Source organism: Micromonospora sp. CMU55-4 (assembly GCF_011602315.1).
Lineage (GTDB): Bacteria > Actinomycetota > Actinomycetes > Mycobacteriales > Micromonosporaceae > Micromonospora > Micromonospora chalcea.
Genome location: NZ_JAAOLH010000003.1, coordinates 65,503 through 82,996 on the forward strand (window position 1 = coordinate 65,503; position 17,494 = coordinate 82,996).

Annotated in this window: 16 protein-coding genes; 8 read left to right on the forward strand and 8 right to left on the reverse strand. The window is 74.5% G+C overall.

The annotated features are described in order from the left end of the window. Positions 1-20: 20 nt before the first annotated feature. Together HA073_RS06465 and HA073_RS06470 are read right to left on the reverse strand one after the other, a co-directional pair. Positions 21-626, reverse strand: a complete 606-nt coding sequence (locus HA073_RS06465; protein WP_064445796.1) for a response regulator transcription factor — start codon at positions 624-626, stop codon at positions 21-23. Beyond that, a complete protein-coding gene (locus HA073_RS06470; RefSeq protein ID WP_166455895.1) occupies positions 623-1,768 on the reverse strand; it encodes a sensor histidine kinase in 1,146 nt (381 codons plus the stop codon). The genes HA073_RS06465 and HA073_RS06470 overlap by 4 nt, the downstream gene beginning before the upstream one ends. Positions 1,769-1,900: 132 nt before the next feature. Here HA073_RS06470 and HA073_RS06475 point away from each other — a divergent pair, with 132 nt between their 5' ends. Beyond that, a complete protein-coding gene (locus HA073_RS06475) occupies positions 1,901-2,728 on the forward strand; it encodes a hypothetical protein (protein WP_166455896.1) in 828 nt (275 codons plus the stop codon). 118 nt (positions 2,729-2,846) lie between these two features. Further along, positions 2,847-4,604, forward strand: a complete 1,758-nt coding sequence (locus HA073_RS06480; protein WP_043323686.1) for a DEAD/DEAH box helicase — start codon at positions 2,847-2,849, stop codon at positions 4,602-4,604. 60 nt (positions 4,605-4,664) lie between these two features. Here HA073_RS06480 and lon read toward each other — a convergent pair whose 3' ends face one another. Further along, positions 4,665-7,001, reverse strand: a complete 2,337-nt coding sequence (lon, locus tag HA073_RS06485) for an endopeptidase La (protein WP_113972817.1) — start codon at positions 6,999-7,001, stop codon at positions 4,665-4,667. Between the two features lie 245 nt (positions 7,002-7,246). On the opposite strand from lon, the gene HA073_RS06490 reads away from it, so the two are divergent. Next, the gene (locus HA073_RS06490; protein WP_043330078.1) at positions 7,247-7,594 is read left to right on the forward strand and encodes an Lsr2 family protein; all 348 of its coding nucleotides are present in this window, start codon (positions 7,247-7,249) and stop codon (positions 7,592-7,594) included. Between the two features lie 234 nt (positions 7,595-7,828). Here HA073_RS06490 and HA073_RS06495 read toward each other — a convergent pair whose 3' ends face one another. Then, positions 7,829-9,121: a hypothetical protein gene (locus tag HA073_RS06495; RefSeq protein ID WP_069088576.1), complete on the reverse strand. Its 1,293-nt coding sequence runs from the start codon at positions 9,119-9,121 to the stop codon at positions 7,829-7,831. 270 nt (positions 9,122-9,391) lie between these two features. Continuing rightward, positions 9,392-10,258 carry a hypothetical protein gene (locus HA073_RS06500; RefSeq protein ID WP_166455897.1) on the reverse strand — a complete coding sequence of 289 codons (867 nt, stop codon included), beginning with the start codon at positions 10,256-10,258 and terminating at the stop codon, positions 9,392-9,394. 131 nt (positions 10,259-10,389) lie between these two features. Here HA073_RS06500 and HA073_RS06505 point away from each other — a divergent pair, with 131 nt between their 5' ends. Both HA073_RS06505 and HA073_RS06510 read left to right on the forward strand, forming a co-directional pair. Beyond that, the gene (locus HA073_RS06505) at positions 10,390-11,481 is read left to right on the forward strand and encodes a DICT sensory domain-containing protein (protein WP_043323680.1); all 1,092 of its coding nucleotides are present in this window, start codon (positions 10,390-10,392) and stop codon (positions 11,479-11,481) included. A gap of 26 nt (positions 11,482-11,507) precedes the next feature. Continuing rightward, positions 11,508-12,227: a helical backbone metal receptor gene (locus HA073_RS06510; protein ID WP_166455898.1), complete on the forward strand. Its 720-nt coding sequence runs from the start codon at positions 11,508-11,510 to the stop codon at positions 12,225-12,227. 14 nt (positions 12,228-12,241) lie between these two features. Here HA073_RS06510 and HA073_RS06515 read toward each other — a convergent pair whose 3' ends face one another. Next, positions 12,242-12,940 carry a CBS domain-containing protein gene (locus tag HA073_RS06515; RefSeq protein WP_030499932.1) on the reverse strand — a complete coding sequence of 233 codons (699 nt, stop codon included), beginning with the start codon at positions 12,938-12,940 and terminating at the stop codon, positions 12,242-12,244. 217 nt (positions 12,941-13,157) lie between these two features. Between HA073_RS06515 and HA073_RS06520 the strand changes: the two genes are divergently transcribed. Beyond that, positions 13,158-13,739, forward strand: coding sequence for a hypothetical protein (locus HA073_RS06520; RefSeq protein ID WP_369799256.1), 582 nt, complete (start codon positions 13,158-13,160; stop codon positions 13,737-13,739). Positions 13,740-13,893: 154 nt separating this feature from the next. Next, positions 13,894-14,262, forward strand: coding sequence for an FKBP-type peptidyl-prolyl cis-trans isomerase (locus HA073_RS06525; RefSeq protein ID WP_030499930.1), 369 nt, complete (start codon positions 13,894-13,896; stop codon positions 14,260-14,262). 74 nt (positions 14,263-14,336) lie between these two features. Here HA073_RS06525 and HA073_RS06530 read toward each other — a convergent pair whose 3' ends face one another. After that, positions 14,337-14,735 (reverse strand): STAS domain-containing protein, encoded by a 399-nt coding sequence (locus tag HA073_RS06530; RefSeq protein WP_083297017.1) that lies wholly within the window; start codon positions 14,733-14,735, stop codon positions 14,337-14,339. A gap of 174 nt (positions 14,736-14,909) precedes the next feature. On the opposite strand from HA073_RS06530, the gene HA073_RS06535 reads away from it, so the two are divergent. Then, positions 14,910-15,929, forward strand: coding sequence for an SMP-30/gluconolactonase/LRE family protein (locus tag HA073_RS06535; RefSeq protein WP_166455899.1), 1,020 nt, complete (start codon positions 14,910-14,912; stop codon positions 15,927-15,929). Between the two features lie 60 nt (positions 15,930-15,989). Here HA073_RS06535 and HA073_RS06540 read toward each other — a convergent pair whose 3' ends face one another. Beyond that, entirely contained in the window at positions 15,990-17,261 is a 1,272-nt protein-coding gene (locus HA073_RS06540) for an Ig-like domain-containing protein (protein ID WP_064445788.1), read from the reverse strand. Positions 17,262-17,494: the final 233 nt, after the last annotated feature.

Genomic DNA, 17,494 nt, shown 5'->3' on the forward strand with positions numbered 1-17,494 from the left:
GTGCCACGACGTCCCGTACCTCAGAGCCAGCCGGCCTCGCGGGCGAGCCGTACCGCTTCGGCCCGGTTCGCGGCGCCGAGCTTCTGCACGCAGGCGCTCAGGTGGTTGCGGACCGTCCCGGCGGCCAGGTGGGTACGCCGGGCGATCACCGCGACCGGGGTGCCCAGCTCAGCCAGCCGCAGCGTCTCCAGCTCGCGTGGTGTCAACGGGCACTCGGGCAGGGTGAGCGCGTCGGCCGCGAGCGCCGGATCGACGTACCGGGCGCCGGAGTGCACGCGGCGGATCACGTCGGCCAGCGCGCCGCCGGGAGCGCCCTTGGCGAGGAAGCCGCGCACTCCGGCGGCCAGCGCCGGCCGGAGCTGGGCGGGGCGGCCGTGTCCGGTGAGGATCACCGGGGCGCAGCCGGGCAGCGCCCGGGTCAGCTCGGCGGCGACCTCCACCCCGCCGGGCGCCGGCATCTCCAGGTCGAGCACGGCGACGTCCGGGCGGTGAGCCAGCGCCGCGTCCAGGGCCGCGCGCCCGTCGCCCGCGTGCGCCACCACCTCGATGTCCGGCTCCAGGTCGAGCAGCGCGGCGAGGGCGAGCCGGATCAGCTCCTCGTCGTCGGCCAGCAGCACCCGGATCATCGCGCCACCGGCACGGTCGCGACCAGGCTGAACACGCCGTCGGCGGCGTCCGCCCGGACCCGGCCGCCGACCGGGGCGAGCCGGTCGGACAGGCCGCGCAGGCCGCCGCTGAGCCGGTCCGGGCCGTCGCCGTCACGCACGCCGTCGTTGCGTACGGTCAGCGTCACCGCCGTGTCCTCCCGGGTGATCTCGATCCGGCACCAGCCGGCCCGGCTGTGCCGCAGCACGTTGGTTCCGGCCTCACGCAGCACCGCGGCCAGGTCGGCGGCGACCGGACCGGGCACGTCGCCGGACGGCGGGACCACAGTCGTGCGTACGCCGCTGGAGCGCAGCACCTCCCCCACCGCGGCGGCCTGCTCGGCCAGGTCGACGGCGCGGTAGCCGTGCACCGCCGCGCGTACCCGGGTCAGCGCCGTTGCGGCGAGCCGCCGCGCCTGCGCCGCCTCCCGGGCGGCCCGGTCCGGGTCGGTCGGCGCCAGCCGCTCGGCCAGCTCGGCCTTCAGCGCGATCACCGTCAGGTCGTGGCCGAGCAGGTCGTGCACGTCCCGGGCGAAGCGCAGCCGTTCCTCGGCGGCGGCCAGCCGGGCCTGGGCGGCCTGCCCCTGCCGGGCCTCGACCAGCAGGTCCCAGAACCAGACCTGGACCCAGGTGAGCGCGGCTGTCCCGGCCCCCACCAGGCCGGTGACCAGCAGCGCCGTGGTCAGCGGGCCATCGGTCCACCAGGTGACGGCCGCGGACGCCGCGAGGACGCCGGCCGCCGCCACCGCCGCCACGACGGGCCGGAACAGCAGCGGCGTCATGCCGACCAGCGACGCGCCGAGCCACGCCCAGGTGGGCCAGGAGCCGGCCGCGACCGGGCCGAGCAGCGGCAGGCTGAGCAGCGCCGCCACGGTCAGCGCGGCGTGCCGGCGGCGGCGCGCCGGCACGGGCAGCCACGGCGTGACGGCGGCGTGCAGCACCGCGACCTGGGCGGCGGCGAACACGAGCAGCCCGGCGGCGCCGAGCGCGACGCGTACCGGGTCGGGTTCGCGGGCCAGTCCGACCGCTGGCAGCAGCACCGTCGTCCACACGTTCGTGGCCAGCGACAGCAGCGTGACCCGCCGGGCCCGGCGCAGCCGGTGGTCCGCCGGATCGACGCTCATGCCCGCTGATCCTAGGGCGTGCACCGGTCCGCCCACTCCTGAGAAACGTCACGGCCGGGCCGTGCGATCCGCACGGTTTCCCGATGACTGACGCGCCTTCTCCGGTGCGCCCGGCGGCGGCAGGGTCGGGGCATGACGGAGATGACTGTGGTCGTACCCCGGCGGTGGGCCGGGTGGGCGCGGACGCGGCACCTGGCCGCGATGGTGGTGGCGATGCTGGCCGGGATGGTGCTGCTCGGGCCGCTGTGGCGGGTGGGCGCGGGCGTGCTGGGCGGCGCGGCGGTGCTGGCGCGGCCGGACGTGGGCGCGCTGGTGATGGCGACGAACATGGCGGCGGGCATGGCCGCGTGGATGTGGCACCGGGGGTACGGGCGGGCCGCCACCGCGGAGATGTCGGCGGCCATGTACGTGCCGTTTCTGCTGCTGCTCCCGCTCTGGTGGGCGGGGTGGGCCGGGGACGACGCGCTGCTGCTCGGCGGCCACCTGCTGATGGTGCCGGCGATGCTGCTGGTGGCGCTGCGGCACCGGCACACGTCCGCGGCGCCGCCCCGCCGACACCCGGTCGCGGCAGCCGTGGCGCGCGGGTGGCCGGCCGGGCTGGCGCTGCTCATGACCGTGGACATGTGGTTCGCGCCGACCGTCTTCGCGCCGTGGACGCTGCTGGTCCTGCCGGCCGGCTACCTGCTGATCGGCACCTGGCGGCGGCAGTGGGGCGACCGGCGCGCGCTGGCCGCGCAGCTCGCCGGGGCGGCCGGGTGGGGCGGCCTGGCGGTCGTGGCGATGGTCGCCTCCGCCGACGTCGCCGGGGTGCTCGTCGGGGTGGGCTGGCTCGTCCACGCCGCCTGGGACGCCTGGTACCACCGCACCGGCGCGGTGGTGCCGCGCGGGTACGCGCTGTGGTGCGCGGTGTTCGACGTCGCGGTCGGTTTCACCACGTTGCTGGCCGTCCTGTCCCGGTGATCCGGCGAGGGCACGGGGCCGCGCCGGACCACCCGGAGGGGACAGCACGCAGGTGGCGCGGCGAACGTTTGGCCCGGTCGCCGCGACCGCCGCGCGGCGGTGATGAAAAACTTGTCGCATGACCGCCGCACCGACCCCGACCGACCCCGCCATTCCCGCCGACGCCGAGGACGCCACCGCCTTCGCGGATCTCGGGCTGCGCACCGAGTTGCTGGGCGCGCTGGCCGCGCTCGGCTACGAGGAACCCACCCCGATCCAGCGGGAGGCGATCCCCCCGCTGCTGGCCGGGCAGGATCTGCTGGGACAGGCGGCGACCGGTACGGGCAAGACCGCCGCGTTCGCGCTGCCGCTGCTGCAGCGGATGCCGGTGGGACGGCCGGACGGCGACCCGGTGTCGCTGGTGCTGGTGCCCACCCGTGAGCTGGCCGTGCAGGTCTCCGAGGCGTTCCACCGCTACGGCAAGGACCTGGGCGCCCGGGTGCTGCCGATCTACGGCGGGCAGCCGATCGGCCGGCAGCTGCGCGCGCTCGACCACGGGGTGGACGTGGTGGTCGCGACGCCGGGCCGGGCCCTGGACCACATCGCCCGGGGCACGCTGCGGCTGGGCGCGCTGGCCACGGTGGTGCTGGACGAGGCGGACGAGATGCTCGACATGGGCTTCGCCGAGGACATCGAGGCGATCCTGGAGCACGCGCCGGCCGGCCGGCAGACGGTGCTGTTCTCGGCCACCATGCCGGCCCGCATCGACGGGCTGGCCCGGCAGCACCTGACCGATCCGGTCCGGATCCAGATCGAGCGGGAGCGGCCGGTCGCCGGGGAGGCGCCCCGGGTGCGGCAGAGCGCGTACATCGTGGCCCGGGGGCACAAGCCGGCCGCGCTGGGCCGGGTGCTGGACGTGGAGTCGCCGACCGCGGCGATCGTGTTCTGCCGCAGCCGCGAGGAGGTCGACCGGCTCACCGAGACGATGAACGGCCGGGGCTACCGGGCCGAGGCGCTGCACGGCGGGATGAGCCAGGAGCAGCGGGACCGGGTGATGGGCCGGCTGCGCGCCGGCACGGCGGACCTGCTGGTCGCCACCGACGTGGCCGCCCGGGGGCTGGACGTCGAGCAGCTCACCCACGTGGTCAACTACGACGTCCCGTCGGCGCCGGAGTCGTACGTGCACCGGATCGGCCGGGTGGGCCGGGCCGGGCGGGAGGGTGTGGCGATCACGCTCGCCGAGCCGCGCGAGCACCGGATGCTCAAGACCATCGAGCGGGTCACCGGCCAGCGGATCACCATCGACAAGATCCCCACGGTGGCGGACATGCGGACCCGGCGGCTGGAGCTGACCCAGGGCGCGCTGCGGGAGAGCCTGCTGGAGGACGACCTCGACCCGTACCGGGTGATCGTCGAGTCGCTGACCGACGAGTTCGACCTGGTCGAGGTGGCGCTGGCGGCGGTGAAGCTGGCGCACGAGGCGACGTCGCCCGGCTCGGACGACGAGGAGGAGATCCCGCAGGTTCCGGTCCGGGGCCCGCGCGAGGGCCGCCCGGAGACCGGTGGGCGGGGCGAGCGCCGGGGCCCGGGCCGTCCGCGTACCGGGGGGACCACCCAGGTCTTCATCGGGCTGGGCCGACGCGCCGGGGTACGGCCGCAGGACCTGGTCGGCGCGATCACCGGGGAGACCCGGATCAGTGGCCGGGACATCGGCTCGATCGAGATCGCCGACCGGTTCTCGCTGGTCGAGGTGCCGCAGGCGGTGGCCGACGAGATCATCTCAGGGCTGCGGGGCACCACGATCAAGGGCCGTAAGGCGACCGTACGCCGGGACCGGGACGGCGACGGTTCCGGTGAGCGCCGCGACCGGGGTTACGAGCGGCGCGACCGGCGCTGAGCGCGGGCGGACACGGCGTCGCCCCGGCCACCGTGCGTGCGGTGGCCGGGGCGACGGCCGTCAGGCCGCGGCGAGCGCCGGGCCGTCCAGCGCCTGCGTGTCGAGTTCGGCTGGGCGCAGCGCCAGCGCGAGCACGTCCGCCACGTCGGACAGGGTGTGCACGGTCAGCGCCTCCCGCACCTGCGCCGGCAGGTCGTCCAGGTCCGGCTCGTTGCGCTTCGGGATGATCACCTCGGTGAGACCGGCCCGGTGCGCGGCGAGCAGCTTCTGCTTCACCCCGCCGATCGGCAGCACCCGGCCGGAGAGCGTCACCTCGCCGGTCATCCCGAACTCGGGCCGCACCGGACGCCCGGTCACCAGTGAGGCCAGCGCGGTCACCATGGTGATGCCGGCGCTCGGGCCGTCCTTCGGTACCGCGCCCGCCGGGACGTGCAGGTGGATCCGCCGCCCGGCCAGCGCGTTCGGGTCCAGCCCGTAGCGCCGCCCGTTCGACCGCAGGTACGACCACGCGATGTGCGCGGACTCCTTCATCACGTCGCCGAGCTGCCCGGTGAGCGTCAGCCCGGGCTCGCCCTCCATGGTGGTGGCCTCGATGAACAGCACGTCGCCACCGGCGCCGGTGACGGCCAGGCCGGTCGCCACGCCGGGCACGGCGGTCCGCTCGGCCGACTCCGGGGTGAACTTCGGCCGGCCCAGGTAGCGGGCCAGGTTCCCGGCGTCCACGTGTACCGGCGCGGCGTCCGTGGCGAGCGCGACGGCCACCTTGCGCAGGATCTTCGCCAGGGCCCGTTCGAGCTGCCGGACACCGGCCTCCCGGGTGTACTCGCCCGCGATCAGCGCCAGCGCGTCGTCGGCGACGCTCACCTCCTCGCCGGTCAGCCCGGCCCGCTCCCGCTGCCGGGGCAGCAGGTGGTCGCGGGCGATGGCCACCTTCTCGTCCTCGGTGTAGCCGTCCAGCGCGACCAGCTCCATCCGGTCCAGCAGCGGGCCGGGGATCGCCTCCACCACGTTGGCGGTGGCGAGGAACAGCACGTCGGACAGGTCGAGGTCGACCTCCAGGTAGTGGTCGCGGAACGTGTGGTTCTGCGCCGGGTCGAGCACCTCCAGCAGAGCCGCCGCCGGGTCGCCGGAGTAGCCGGCGGCCAGCTTGTCGACCTCGTCGAGCAGCACGACCGGGTTCATCGAGCCGGCCTCGCGCAGCGCCCGCACGATCCGGCCGGGCAGCGCGCCGACGTAGGTGCGCCGGTGGCCGCGGATCTCCGCCTCGTCCCGGACACCGCCGAGGGAGACGCGGACGAAGTTGCGGCCCAGCGCCCGGGCGACCGACTCGCCGAGGCTGGTCTTGCCGACACCGGGCGGGCCGGCCAGGGCCAGCACCGCGCCGGAGCCGCGTCCGCCGACCACGCCGAGGTTGCGCTCCGCGCGCCGGTTGCGCACCGCGAGGTACTCCAGGATGCGGTCCTTCACGTCGGCCAGGCCGGCGTGGTCGGCGTCGAGCACGGCCCGCGCCGCGGCCAGGTCCGTGTTGTCAGCGGTACGCGTGCTCCACGGCATCTCCAGCACGGTGTCCAGCCAGGTACGGATCCAGCCCGCCTCGGGTGAGGCGTCACTGGCCCGTTCCAGCTTGCCGACCTCGCGCAGCGCCGCCTCGCGTACCTTCTCCGGCAGGTCGGCGGACTCCACCCGGGAGCGGTAGTCGGCGGAGCCGTCGGGCTCGTCCTCGCCGAGTTCCTTGCGGATCGCGGCGAGCTGCTGGCGGAGCAGGAACTCGCGCTGGGACTTCTCCAGCCCTTCGCGCACGTCGCTGTTGATCTGCTCGGTGACCTCCTGCTCGGCCAGGTGCTCCTTCACCCAGCCGACCAGCAGCTCCAGCCGGGCGGTGACGTCCGGCGCGGCGAGCAGCTCGGTCTTCTGCGCCAGGCTGAGCCAGGGCGCGTAGCCGGCCGAGTCGGCCAGCTCGGACAGGTCCGTCATCCGCTCCATCGCGTCGATCACCTGCCAGGCGCCGCGCTGCTGGAGCACCGAGGTCATGAGCGCGCGGTACTCGCGGGCGAGTTCCCGGGCGCGGCCCGCCGGGGCGGGTTCGTCGAGCGTCGCGGCCTCGACCCAGAGCGCGGCGCCGGGACCGGGCACGCCGGAGCCGATACGGGCCCGGACGAGACCGCGGATCACGGCGGCCGGCTCGCCGCTGGGCAGCCGGCCCACCTTCTCGATCGTGGCGACCACGCCGACGGAGCCGTACTCGCCGTCGAGGCGGGGCACGGCCAGGAGTTCCTTGTCGCCGGTGGCGCGGGCCGCGTCGACGGCGGCCTGGGTGGTCGGGTCGAGGGTGACCGGGATGACCATCCCGGGCAGCAGGACGGTGTCGGTCAGGGGAAGTACCGGAAGAGTTGCCATCGGACACCTGCCATCACGTTGGTTGAGCGTGTCTGGCTCAAGTAACAAAAGGTGCCCCTTGTTCCGGGTTGTGACCCACGCCACTGTCCGGCCTTCCCGACGCCTGTTCGCGCACCGGTCCTCTATTGGCCGCGACGCTTACCTGGCACGACCCGCCGAATGCAAAGAGGCGGGTATTGTTGCGAAATTACCGTGAGGTAAGTCAGACTCTTAGCACACCCCGCCCGACACAGGGAGTAATGGCGATGGCAAGGAAAGTAATCACCGTTCTGACCGACGACCTCGACGGCGGAAAGGCCGATCGGACCGTCGAGTTCAGCCTGGACGGCGTGGCGTACACGATCGACGTGTCCGACGAGAACGCGGGCGTTCTGCGCAAGGCGCTGGACCCGTACATCAGCGCTGGCAGGCGGATCGGCCGCGGCGCCACCGAGGTCGCCCGCGCCACCCGGCGCGCGGGCCGGCCGAGCACCTCGGGAATGGACCGCGAGCAGAACCGCGCCATCCGCGAATGGGCAGCCAAGAACGGGTACGAGATTTCCGAGCGCGGGCGCATCCCGGTGTCGGTCGTCGAGGCGTACAAGAACCGCTGAGCGCTAAACACTCACCGTCGGGTATCCCAGGGTCACGCTGAGAAATCGCAGCGCCCGGCCGGCCTTTTGTGTTGTCGGTGACTTTCATCGGGCTGGAGTCCGACGGCACGAAACTTCTTCCCGGAACGATTCCCACGCTCCCCTGCCGGACCCGCCTCGCGTACCCACCACGCGGACACGACACGGCCGCGGCCACCCGGACGGTTCCCGGGCGGCCGCGGCCGTCGCGTGTCCTCAGTTGACCCGGATGCGCACCACGTCGATGGCGGGAGTCTGGTTCGCCCGCTCCATCATCGGGATGCGGTGCGAGCCGTCACCGGCCCAGACCGCGCACTGCGCCACGCCCGACTGCGCCAGGCCCGGGATCTGGATCAGCACGTCGTCCGGCTGGTTGCCGCCGCGGCCGTCCTCGGTGGCGACGAAGAACGCCGGCACGTCCTGCGGGTTCGGGGGCTGCCGGGTGCTGCCGAGCATCCGGCAGGCGGTGTGGAAGTGGCCGCGCACCAGGCCCTGACCGTTGAGCAGCGAGCTCTCCAGGTAGTAGCCGCCCTGCCCGGCCGCGAGGAAGCGGTCCCGCACCAGGTTCTTGGTGGTCACCCGGAGCGTGAACGGCTGGTTGCGCCGCACCTGGTTCGGGAACTGCGTGATCAGCAGCGACGGGTTGTTCGCCGCGGCGCCCACCTCACCGAACGCGGTGCTGACGCACCGGTTGCCGTTCTGGAAGCCGTCGTGCCCCTGCAGCTGGCTGCCGGAGCAGTCCTTGGCGAGCACGTTCAGCCCGTTGCCGCCACCGTTGTTCTGGCCGCCGCCGTTGTTGTTCCCGCCGCCGTTGTTCCCGCCGTTCTGGCCCCCGTTCTGACCGCCGTTGTTGTTGCCGCCGTTCTGACCCCCGCCGTTCTGACCCCCACCGTTGCCGGGGACGTCGGTCAACGCGCACCGGGCGAACTGGTCCAGCCCCTGCGGGCGCTGGCCGAACCGGCCGATGGCGGTGGCGATCCGGTTCAGCGCCGCGGTCCGCTTGTCCGCGAGCGGACCCAGGATCGCGTTGTTGATGAACTCGCCCCCGTTGCGGCCCTCCGCCGCGAGCCGCCGGTTCGCCTCAGCGATCTGGGACGTCAGCGCCGCCAGTTCTCGATCCACCTCGGCACGGGCCCGGCCGGGCACCTGCGGCAGCCGACCCCGGACGTCCGGGCAGGTCACGGTCGGAGTGCCGGCGCCGGCGCCACCCGCGGTCGTCTGCTGGCACTCGGCCGGCGACATCTGGCCGTCGCCCCAGTGGTTACGGACCCAGCGGCCGTTCTGCCAGGTACGGGTGCTGCTGCCCTGGCCGTCCGGGGCGGTCGCCCCCGGGCTGGCGGGCACACAGGACGCCGAGGCGGCGCGCGTGGTCGTCCGCCGGTCCTGGGCGGACGAGATCTGGGTGACGGCCACGATGCCGCCGAAGACCGCGAGCGTGCCGACCACTGCCAGCACCCGCTTGCTCCGCGCGTTACCGGATGACCGGCGCGCCCGTGTGGACCTGCGCATCGAATTGCTCTCCTTCTCGATCCGGTAGTTGACTGGTGATCCCGGCGGACCGATGAATTCGGGGTGTGAGATCACTGCGACGCTCGGGTCGCGCGTCGATGGCCGACGATGCCCTTTCCGCACCGTCTCCGCGCCGTCCGGGCGCGGCGGGGAAGTCTGCGTCCATTCCCGATGAGGTACGGAGCGCCGTCGGCGAAGGTTCAACCGGAGATCGAAAAAAATCGGGACGTGCCGGGCCGGGGCCGGCTCGGCGCCGCGGCCAGGAAGGATTCAGTCCGCGCAGAGGTGGTCGAAGGCGAAGCCGCCGTCGAAGGAGTCCCGCCGGGCCGCGAGCGCGCGCACCCGACCGCGAAGCTCCTCCCGGTCCACCAGGGACGCCCCGGCGGCGTCGAGATCGCGCAGTCGCTCCCCCAGCGCCATCGCGGCCAGGTCCTCGGCGAGCCGGCCCGGGTCCACGCCGCAGGAGAATCCCCGCGACGTCAGCCGTACCCGCTCCAGCAGGCAGCCGCCGGGCCGCACCTCGACCCAGCACCAGCCCTCCGCCGGGCCGCCGGTCCAGCGCACGTGCAGCCCGCGCACGATCGGGTCGGCGAGCCGGCCGGCCACGTACGCCTCGACCGCCTCGACCCGCGCGAGCGCCCCGAGGTCGTTCACCGGTCCACGCCGGCCGTCCGGCAGCCGGCCGATGATGTCCCGGAAGCCGACCGCGTCCCCGGCGTCCGGGTCGGTGCCCTCGGCGTAGGCCCGCGCGTCCAGGACGTACTCGACGAAGCGGCGGACGTGATCGGCGCCGCGCAGCGTCGGTGACTCGACCCGCAGCAGCGGCAGGCCGACGGCGGCGGACACCGCGTCGGTCAGCCGTTCCTCCCGGCGGGCGGGCGACCCGTCGGACGCGGGCGCGGTGAACCGCACCGCGAAGCGCGGCAGGCCGGTGTCGGCGGCGCCGACCACCAGGTCCAGCGGCGCCCGCCCGGCCGTGCTCCACTGGTTGCCGGTGACCCCCGGCGGACGGCCCTGCACCAGATCGCCGAGCCGCCGGCCGGCGTACCCGACGTGCCCGTGGCGGGTCAGGCACGGCGTCGCGCCGGACGGGACCGGCCGCAGCCAGGAGGCGGTCACGCTGCCGGTGTTCGTCATCTCGCCCCGCCCCCCGTCGTCCGGTCGACGCCCGAGTGTAGGGCGTCGGGCGTCCGCCCCGGCGGTGCGGTGGAGCACGCCGGGGCCCGCCGACCGGTGCGCAGCCGCGTCCGTGCCTCTAGGCTCTGCCCGTGCACAGCGGACGGACCCCGGAGCAGTTCACCAAACGCAGTCTCGTCGCCCTCTCCCACGCCATCGAGCGGGCCGCGCTCGCCGAGGCCGAGGACGGCCCGCTGATCGTGTTCGCCCTGTTCCAGCGGCTGCCGTACTTCGACCGGGAGCGCGAGGTCTACCGGCGCATCGCCGGCCGCGCCGCGGCGACGGTGGTGGCGATGGTCGGCGGCCCGCCGCCCGACCTGCCCGAGCGCACGTACGGCGTGACGCTCGACGAGGCGGAGGAGCTGGCCCGCGAGTGGAGCGTGGTGGTGCTGAGCCCCCGGTTCGGCGCCACCCTCGTGGCCCACGACCGCGCCGAGGCGACGCCCGCGCCGACGCTGGAAGCCGGCCGGCTCTTCGACGGCCGCTGGGGATTCCGCCGGGACGAGGCGCTGCACGAGGCCATCCGGCTGCGCGAACAACTCGCCGAGCGGCTGCCCGCCGAGGCGCGCACGGCGCTGGACGAGGCGATCGCCCGGGTGCGCGACATCCCGGCCGGACCGGGCGAGCCGCGCGCCGAGGCGGCGCTGCGGCTGCTGGCCCGCCGCGCCGACCGGGTCACGCCGCCGGTCCAGCCGGCCGAGGCGTTCCTCGACGAGCCGGGCCTGCGCCGGTGGGCCGGCATGGACGGGGTGACCGCCTCGGGCACGCTGCCGGTGGCGCTGGTCGGCCTGCGGGTGGACGAGCCGCCCGGCTCGCCGGAACGATTCGGCCGGCGCAACGGCGCCCGGGAGGGCCATGCCGTGCTCGCCGCCGTCACCGGCGCGCTGCGCCCGGTCGACCGCGCGCTGCGGGTCGCCGAGAACGAGTACCAGCTCCTGCTGCCCGGGCTGGACGAGCCGGCCGCGCTCGAGGTGGTGCGCCGCCTGCACGACGCGATCGCCGCGCTCGCCAAGTCGTACCCGTTCCTGGTTTACACGATGCACGCGGCGGTCGGGGTGAGCACCCGGCGGCCGCTGCCCACCGCGGACCTGCGCGCCGCCGTCGACTGGGCGGCCCGCAAGGGCCTGCCGGTGGCGGGCCTGCCGCCGGAGACGGCCGACGCCGCGACCGCGCCGGCCCGCTGATCCGCGGTACGAGGGGAGAACACGCCGTGCGGGTGGTGTCGCTGGTGCCGTCGCTGACCGAGGCGGTGGCGGCCACCCGCCCGGAGGTGCTGGTCGGGGCGACCGACTGGTGCACCCATCCGGCCGGGCTGGACGTCGCCCGGGTCGGCGGGACGAAGTATCCGGACCTGGACCGGGTGCTCGCCCTCAAACCGGATCTGGTGCTGCTCAACGAGGAGGAGAACCGGCTGGCCGACGCCGAGGCGTTGCGCGCGGCCGGGGCGCCGGTGCGGGTCACGTTCCCGCGTACCGTGCCGGAGGCGCTCGACCAGCTCGGCGAGCTGGTGGTCGCGCTCGGCGCGCCGGCCGAGCCGCCGTGGCTGACGGCAGCCCGTCGCGCCTGGGCGGCCCTGGGCACGCCGGCGCGCGTCCGCACCGCTGTGGTGCCGGTGTGGCGGCGCCCGTGGGTGGTGCTCGGCCGGGACACGTTCGCCGGGGACGTGCTGGCCCGGCTCGGCGTGGTGAACGGCTGGGCCGGGGACGCGGAACGCTATCCCCGGCCCGCTCTCGACGAGCTGCGCGCCCGGTCACCGGAGCTGGTGGTGCTGCCCGACGAGCCGTACCGGTTCACCGCCGACGACGGGCCGGAGGCGTTCCCGGGGGTGCCGGCGGCGCTGGTGTCCGGCCGGCACCTCACCTGGTACGGCCCGTCGCTGGCCGAGGCCCCGGCGCTGCTCGCCGCCCAGCTCGCGAGCGCCACCGCCTGACCGCGCCGGCACGCTCAGGCAACCGGGGTGGCGTGCACCGGGTCCAGCTCCATCAGCGTGGTGTCGTCCAGGTCGTACCCGATCGCGTTGTGCACGGCGACCACGCCCGCGACCTGTCCGGCCAGGCGACCGGCGAGCTCGACGGCGCTGCGCCGGTCCAGCCGACCGTCCATGGTGACCTCGCCGCCGCGGACCTGCACCGTGACCAGGCCGTCGCGGACCGACAGCACCCGGCGCAGCACCTCGTGCACCACCTCCTCGCGGATCTCCGCGTCGGTACGCAGGTGCACCCGGAGCAGGTCACCACGGGTGACGATGCCGGACAGCCGGCCCAGGTCGTCCAGCACCGGCACCCGCTTGACCGCCTCGCGGTCCATCAGCCGGGCCGTCGCGGCCAGCGAGGCGCGCTCGTGGGTGGTGACCGCCGGTGCGGTCATCAGGTCCCCGGCCACCAGCGCGTCGGCCTTCTCCCGGGCGGTACGGCGCCGCCGCCCCTCGAACACCCGGCGCTCGTCCGGGTGACCGGCCCGCTCCACCTTGTGCAGCAGGTCCGCCTCGGAGATCACGCCGAGCACCCGGTGGAACGAGTCGACCACCGGCACGCCGCTGATCCGCTTACGCACCAGCACGTCGACGATCTCGCGGTACGGGGTCTGCTCCGTCACCGCCGCGACGTCCCTGGTCATCACGTCGGCCACCTGCCACGTCCTCATCACGACCTCCTCGTACCGGGCCTTCACCTGCGACGATAGGCCGCCGCAAACGCCCTGGTCAGGGGCGGCGGACCGGCGGGGAGGGGCCGACCGGACCGGGTACGGACGGGACCAAAGACCCGGTCATCAGGGCACCGGTCGGCCCTGCTCCGGGAGGCGGCTCGGCGGTGGAATGAATGTGCCACCGGGAAGCGCGGTGCGAGGCACAGGAAGGGACGTGGAGACCATGACCGCGACAATCGAGCGGACCCCCGCCGTCAAGCGGACCCCCGCCGCCACCACCGCTCCGGCGGCGCACATCGAGACCACCCGGCAGAAGGCCACCCGGTACGTGTGGGCCGGCCTGCGGCTCGCGCTGGGCTGGATCTTCCTCTGGGCCTTCCTCGACAAGATGTTCGGCCTCGGCCACGAGACCGCGGCGAAGAACGCCTGGATCAACGGCGGCAGCCCGACCAAGGGCTTCCTGGGCAACGCGGTCGAGGGCCCGTTCGCGGACCTCTACCGGAACATCGCCGGCGCGGCCTGGGCGGACACGCTGTTCATGCTCGGCCTGCTCGGCATCGGTGTCGCGCTGATGCTCGGCATCGGCATCCGGATCGCCGCCGTGGCCGGCGGACTGCTCCTGGTCCTGATGTGGACGGCCGTGCTGCCCCCGGCGAACAACCCCTTCATGGACGACCACCTCATCTACGCGGGCCTGTTGGCCGGTCTCGCCCTGGTGGGCGCCGGCAACACCCTCGGCCTCGGCCGGATCTGGGCGAAGCTCCCCCTGGTCCAGCGTCTCCCCTGGCTGAAGTGAACCAGCCCGCTGCGGGGCGGGCGTCGCCGACAGGCGGCGCCCGCCCCCTTCTCGTGTCCCCGCCACGCCGGTGTGCGGGGACCGGCGCGTATCGGCCGGTCGCGATCCGGCAGGATCGACGGTGACCACACCGTCAGCACCGAGGAGACCGTTCATGGACAAGCCCCAGGTCGGCCCGATCGAGGGCGCGCCGCCCGCGGATCTGGTCGTCGAGGACATCACCGTCGGCGACGGCCCGGAGGCCCGCCCGGGCCAACTGGTGAGCGTGCACTACGTGGGCGTGGCCCACTCGAACGGCCGCGAGTTCGACGCCTCGTGGAACCGGGGTGAGACGTTCGAGTTCCCGCTCGGCGGCGGCCAGGTCATCGCCGGCTGGGACCAGGGCGTCGTCGGCATGAAGGTCGGCGGCCGGCGCAAGCTCACCATCCCGCCGCACCTGGGCTACGGCGCCCGCGGCGCCGGCGGCGTCATCAAGCCGAACGAGACGCTCGTCTTCGTGGTGGACCTGCTCGGCGTGCGCTGAGCGCAGCGCCGTTCACGTCGGGCCGTCGGCACTCGCGCCGGCGGCCCGTCGTGTGCCCGGCGGCCCGCTCCCGTTCAGGCCGCGCACGCCACCATCTCGTGGGTGCGGCCGGACCGGTCGTGGGCACGGCTCGGCACGTCCTGCGAGCGGTCGGAGCAGCGCACCGGGAGCACCCGGTGCAGGCCGGTCACCCGCAGCACCCGGGCCACCACCGGGTCGGGGTCGACGAGCACCAGCTCGCCACCGCGGGCCCGGACCCGCAGGTGGGTGGCGACGAGCGCGCGGACCCCGGCGGCGGACAGCAGCCGCACACCCGACAGGTCGACCCGCAGCACCGGCCGCGCCGGCGCGGCCCAGAGCGCGGCCCGGAACGCCGTCACGGTGGCGATGTCGATCTCGCCGACCGGACGCAGCTCGACCACGTGATCGTGCACGTCCATCGCCACGTGGAAGCGCTCAACGCTGTGTACCATGCGGCCAAACCTACCCGGCCCCACCGACATTTCCGGGCCTCGCGGCGGGGGTTCCGGGTACTGTCCGGGAACCGACCCCGAGCCGTCTCAGGGTCATCCCGCAGCCGCCGCGCCACGGGCGCGAAACGCCGTCGGGCACTGCCCTTCGCGACGCCGCCGGGCCACAATGAGCCGATGGCCGTCCCCCGCCCGCGTGCGCCCCTGCTGATCCGGCCGGTCCGCGAGCCGGCGACCGTGCCGCCGCCGCTGACCGGGCCCTGGACGCCCGCCGACACCCGGCTCGACCGGGCCGACCTGCTGCCGTTGCCGGCCGGCGGGCACGGGCCGGAGGACGTGGTGGTCGACGCCGACGGCCGGGTGGTCAGCGGCGACGAGGACGGCCGGCTCTGGTGGTGGCCCGCCGACGCGCCGGCCGGCACCCGGCCCACGCTTCTGGCCGAGACCGGCGGACGGCCGCTGGGCATCGAACGGGACCCGGTCGACGGCGGGCTGCTCGTCTGCGACGCGTACCGGGGACTGCTGCGGGTCGACCCCGCCGGCGCGGTGCACGAGCTGACCGGGACCGCCCCGCCGGTGCACCTGGCCGACAACGCGGCGGTCGCGAGCGACGGCACCGTCTACTTCACCGACTCCTCCGACCGCTTCCCGCTGTCGCACTGGAAGCGGGACCTGCTGGAGCACCGGCCCAACGGGCGGGTGCTGGCCTACGACAGGCGCACCGGGCGCACCGACGTGGTGGCCGACGGGCTCTACTTCCCCAACGGGCTGGCGCTCACCCCGGACGAGTCGGCGCTGATGCTCGCCGAGACCGCCACCCACCGGCTGCTCCGGATCGACCTGCCGGGCGGGCGGGCCACGGTGCTGACCGACCTCCCGGCGTACCCGGACAACATCTCCGCGGTGGGTGACGGGACGTACTGGGTCGCGTTGCCCAGCCCCCGGCTGGCGGCGATGGAACGGCTGCTGCCGCATCCGCGCGTCCGCCAGCTCGTCGCGCTGCTGCCCGGCGCGGTGCAGCCCCGGCCGCGCCGCTACGGGCTGGTCGCGCTCGTTGACGGCACGGGGCGGGTGCTGCGGACGCTGCACGGCCCCAGCGGGGCGTACCCGATGGTCACCGGCGTGCGGCAGCACGGCCGCCGGCTCTGGCTCGGCAGCCTGACCGCGGCCGGGGTGGCCCGCGTCGACCTGGACTGAGCACGGCACGGGGCCGGCCCGCGCGACGCGGGCCGGCCCCTGGGCCGTTCCTCCCCAGGTTCAGCCGCCGCTGTTGCTCCGCGACGGCGCCGGCGCCGGCGCCGACCCGCCGGCCACCGCGCCCGGGTGCGGCGTGGCGCTCTGCGTGGGCTTCAGCCCCGCCGGTACGGGCAGCGCGCTGCCCTTGGCGAACTCGTCCCAGCTGACGTTCCAGGCGGTGAAGCCGTTGCCCTGGTCGAGCTTCACCTCGGTGCCCCGCACTGTCACCAGGTCACCGACCTGCGTGACGCCCATGAGCCAGTCCGCGGCCGTGGCCGACACGTTCGTGCAGCCGTGCGAGGTGTTGGTGTAGCCCTGCTCCCCCTCCGACCACGGCGCGGAGTGGATGAACTCGCCGCCCCAGGTCAGCCGCTGGGCGTCGTCCACGTCGACCACGTAGCCGCCGTTTGGCTCACCCCGGGTGTCGAACGTGGTGTGCTCGTGCTTCTCCATGATCACCATGGTGCCGCTGGACGTCGGCGTGCTCTCCTTGCCGAGACTGACCGGGATCTTCTTGAGCACCTTGCCGTCCTCGTAGACGGTCATCTGCTTGGTCCCGTTGTCGATGTCGAGCGTCACCTGCCGGCCGACCTTGGCGGTCGCGACCCGGTCGGAGTCGCCGATCGCCTCCTTGCCGATGGGCAGCCCCTGCAACGCGCTGCGCACGCTGATCGTCGTGCCCGGCTTCCAGCGGTCCGGCGCCCGGTACTCGGCCTGCTTGCCGTCGGCCACCCACGACCAGGTGCCCGGCTGCGGCGGGTCGGTCTTCACGAACAGCCGGCGCTGCACGTCCGCGCGGGCCTCCTTCGGAATCGGCGGGTCGAATCCGAGCACCACCGGCATCGCCGTCCCGTACGTCTGATTCGGCCGGAAATACAATTCGCTGGTGACGGCCGGTTTGGTGGATTTGGCCATCGTCGTGAACGTCGTCTTCTGCGTGGCGGTCTTCCCCGAATCGCCGGTCGCGGTCACCTCCGCCGTGTACGTCCGGGAATTGGCCAGCGGACGGTCCGGCACCCAGCCGGAGCCGTCCTCGCGCGGCTGGGCCGGTACGGCGTTGCCCTTGTCGTCGGTCAGCTTGACGGCTGTCACCTTGCCGTTGCTGACCTTCGTGCCCACCTCCGCGCTGATCGGCACGTTCTTCGTGCGATCGGCGGGTGTCACGGTGACCGACGGCGGCGACGCCTCGGCCTGTTTCGCCACCGACTTCGGGCCGGCGGTGCACGCGCCGACCGCCAGCGGCGCGGCTGCGACAGTCATCGCGAAAAGCGTCAGTCGGCGCCTCGCAAACATATTTCGCCCCCCATTTCCGAACCCTCTCGCCCACATTCTGTAGGCCCGGGATCACGCCGTGGCACCTTCGGCGGAATTGCTCGGAAAAGGCTGCGGAGAATCGTGCCGGACAGGTAATTCCCGTCCCCGCTTGCGCCGCACGCGCCCTCCGCCCGGTTCCCCCTCACCTACTGCCCGGCCGCCCCCGGGTCCGTCGATCATGAAGTTGACGGCACACGATGTCCGTTTCATCC

What these genes read in the sequence shown, in the direction of transcription:
- HA073_RS06530 (WP_083297017.1), bottom strand. Translation starts at nt 14,735, where the DNA reads ATGGTACACAGCGTTGAGCGCTTCCACGTGGCGATGGACGTGCACGAT.
- HA073_RS06465 (WP_064445796.1), bottom strand. Translation starts at nt 626, where the DNA reads ATGATCCGGGTGCTGCTGGCCGACGACGAGGAGCTGATCCGGCTCGCC.
- HA073_RS06480 (WP_043323686.1), top strand. Translation starts at nt 2,847, where the DNA reads ATGACCGCCGCACCGACCCCGACCGACCCCGCCATTCCCGCCGACGCC.
- lon (WP_113972817.1), bottom strand. Translation starts at nt 7,001, where the DNA reads ATGGCAACTCTTCCGGTACTTCCCCTGACCGACACCGTCCTGCTGCCC.
- HA073_RS06540 (WP_064445788.1), bottom strand. Translation starts at nt 17,261, where the DNA reads ATGTTTGCGAGGCGCCGACTGACGCTTTTCGCGATGACTGTCGCAGCC.
- HA073_RS06470 (WP_166455895.1), bottom strand. Translation starts at nt 1,768, where the DNA reads ATGAGCGTCGATCCGGCGGACCACCGGCTGCGCCGGGCCCGGCGGGTC.
- HA073_RS06495 (WP_069088576.1), bottom strand. Translation starts at nt 9,121, where the DNA reads ATGCGCAGGTCCACACGGGCGCGCCGGTCATCCGGTAACGCGCGGAGC.
- HA073_RS06515 (WP_030499932.1), bottom strand. Translation starts at nt 12,940, where the DNA reads ATGAGGACGTGGCAGGTGGCCGACGTGATGACCAGGGACGTCGCGGCG.
- HA073_RS06490 (WP_043330078.1), top strand. Translation starts at nt 7,247, where the DNA reads ATGGCAAGGAAAGTAATCACCGTTCTGACCGACGACCTCGACGGCGGA.
- HA073_RS06535 (WP_166455899.1), top strand. Translation starts at nt 14,910, where the DNA reads ATGGCCGTCCCCCGCCCGCGTGCGCCCCTGCTGATCCGGCCGGTCCGC.
- HA073_RS06525 (WP_030499930.1), top strand. Translation starts at nt 13,894, where the DNA reads ATGGACAAGCCCCAGGTCGGCCCGATCGAGGGCGCGCCGCCCGCGGAT.
- HA073_RS06475 (WP_166455896.1), top strand. Translation starts at nt 1,901, where the DNA reads ATGACGGAGATGACTGTGGTCGTACCCCGGCGGTGGGCCGGGTGGGCG.
- HA073_RS06500 (WP_166455897.1), bottom strand. Translation starts at nt 10,258, where the DNA reads ATGACGAACACCGGCAGCGTGACCGCCTCCTGGCTGCGGCCGGTCCCG.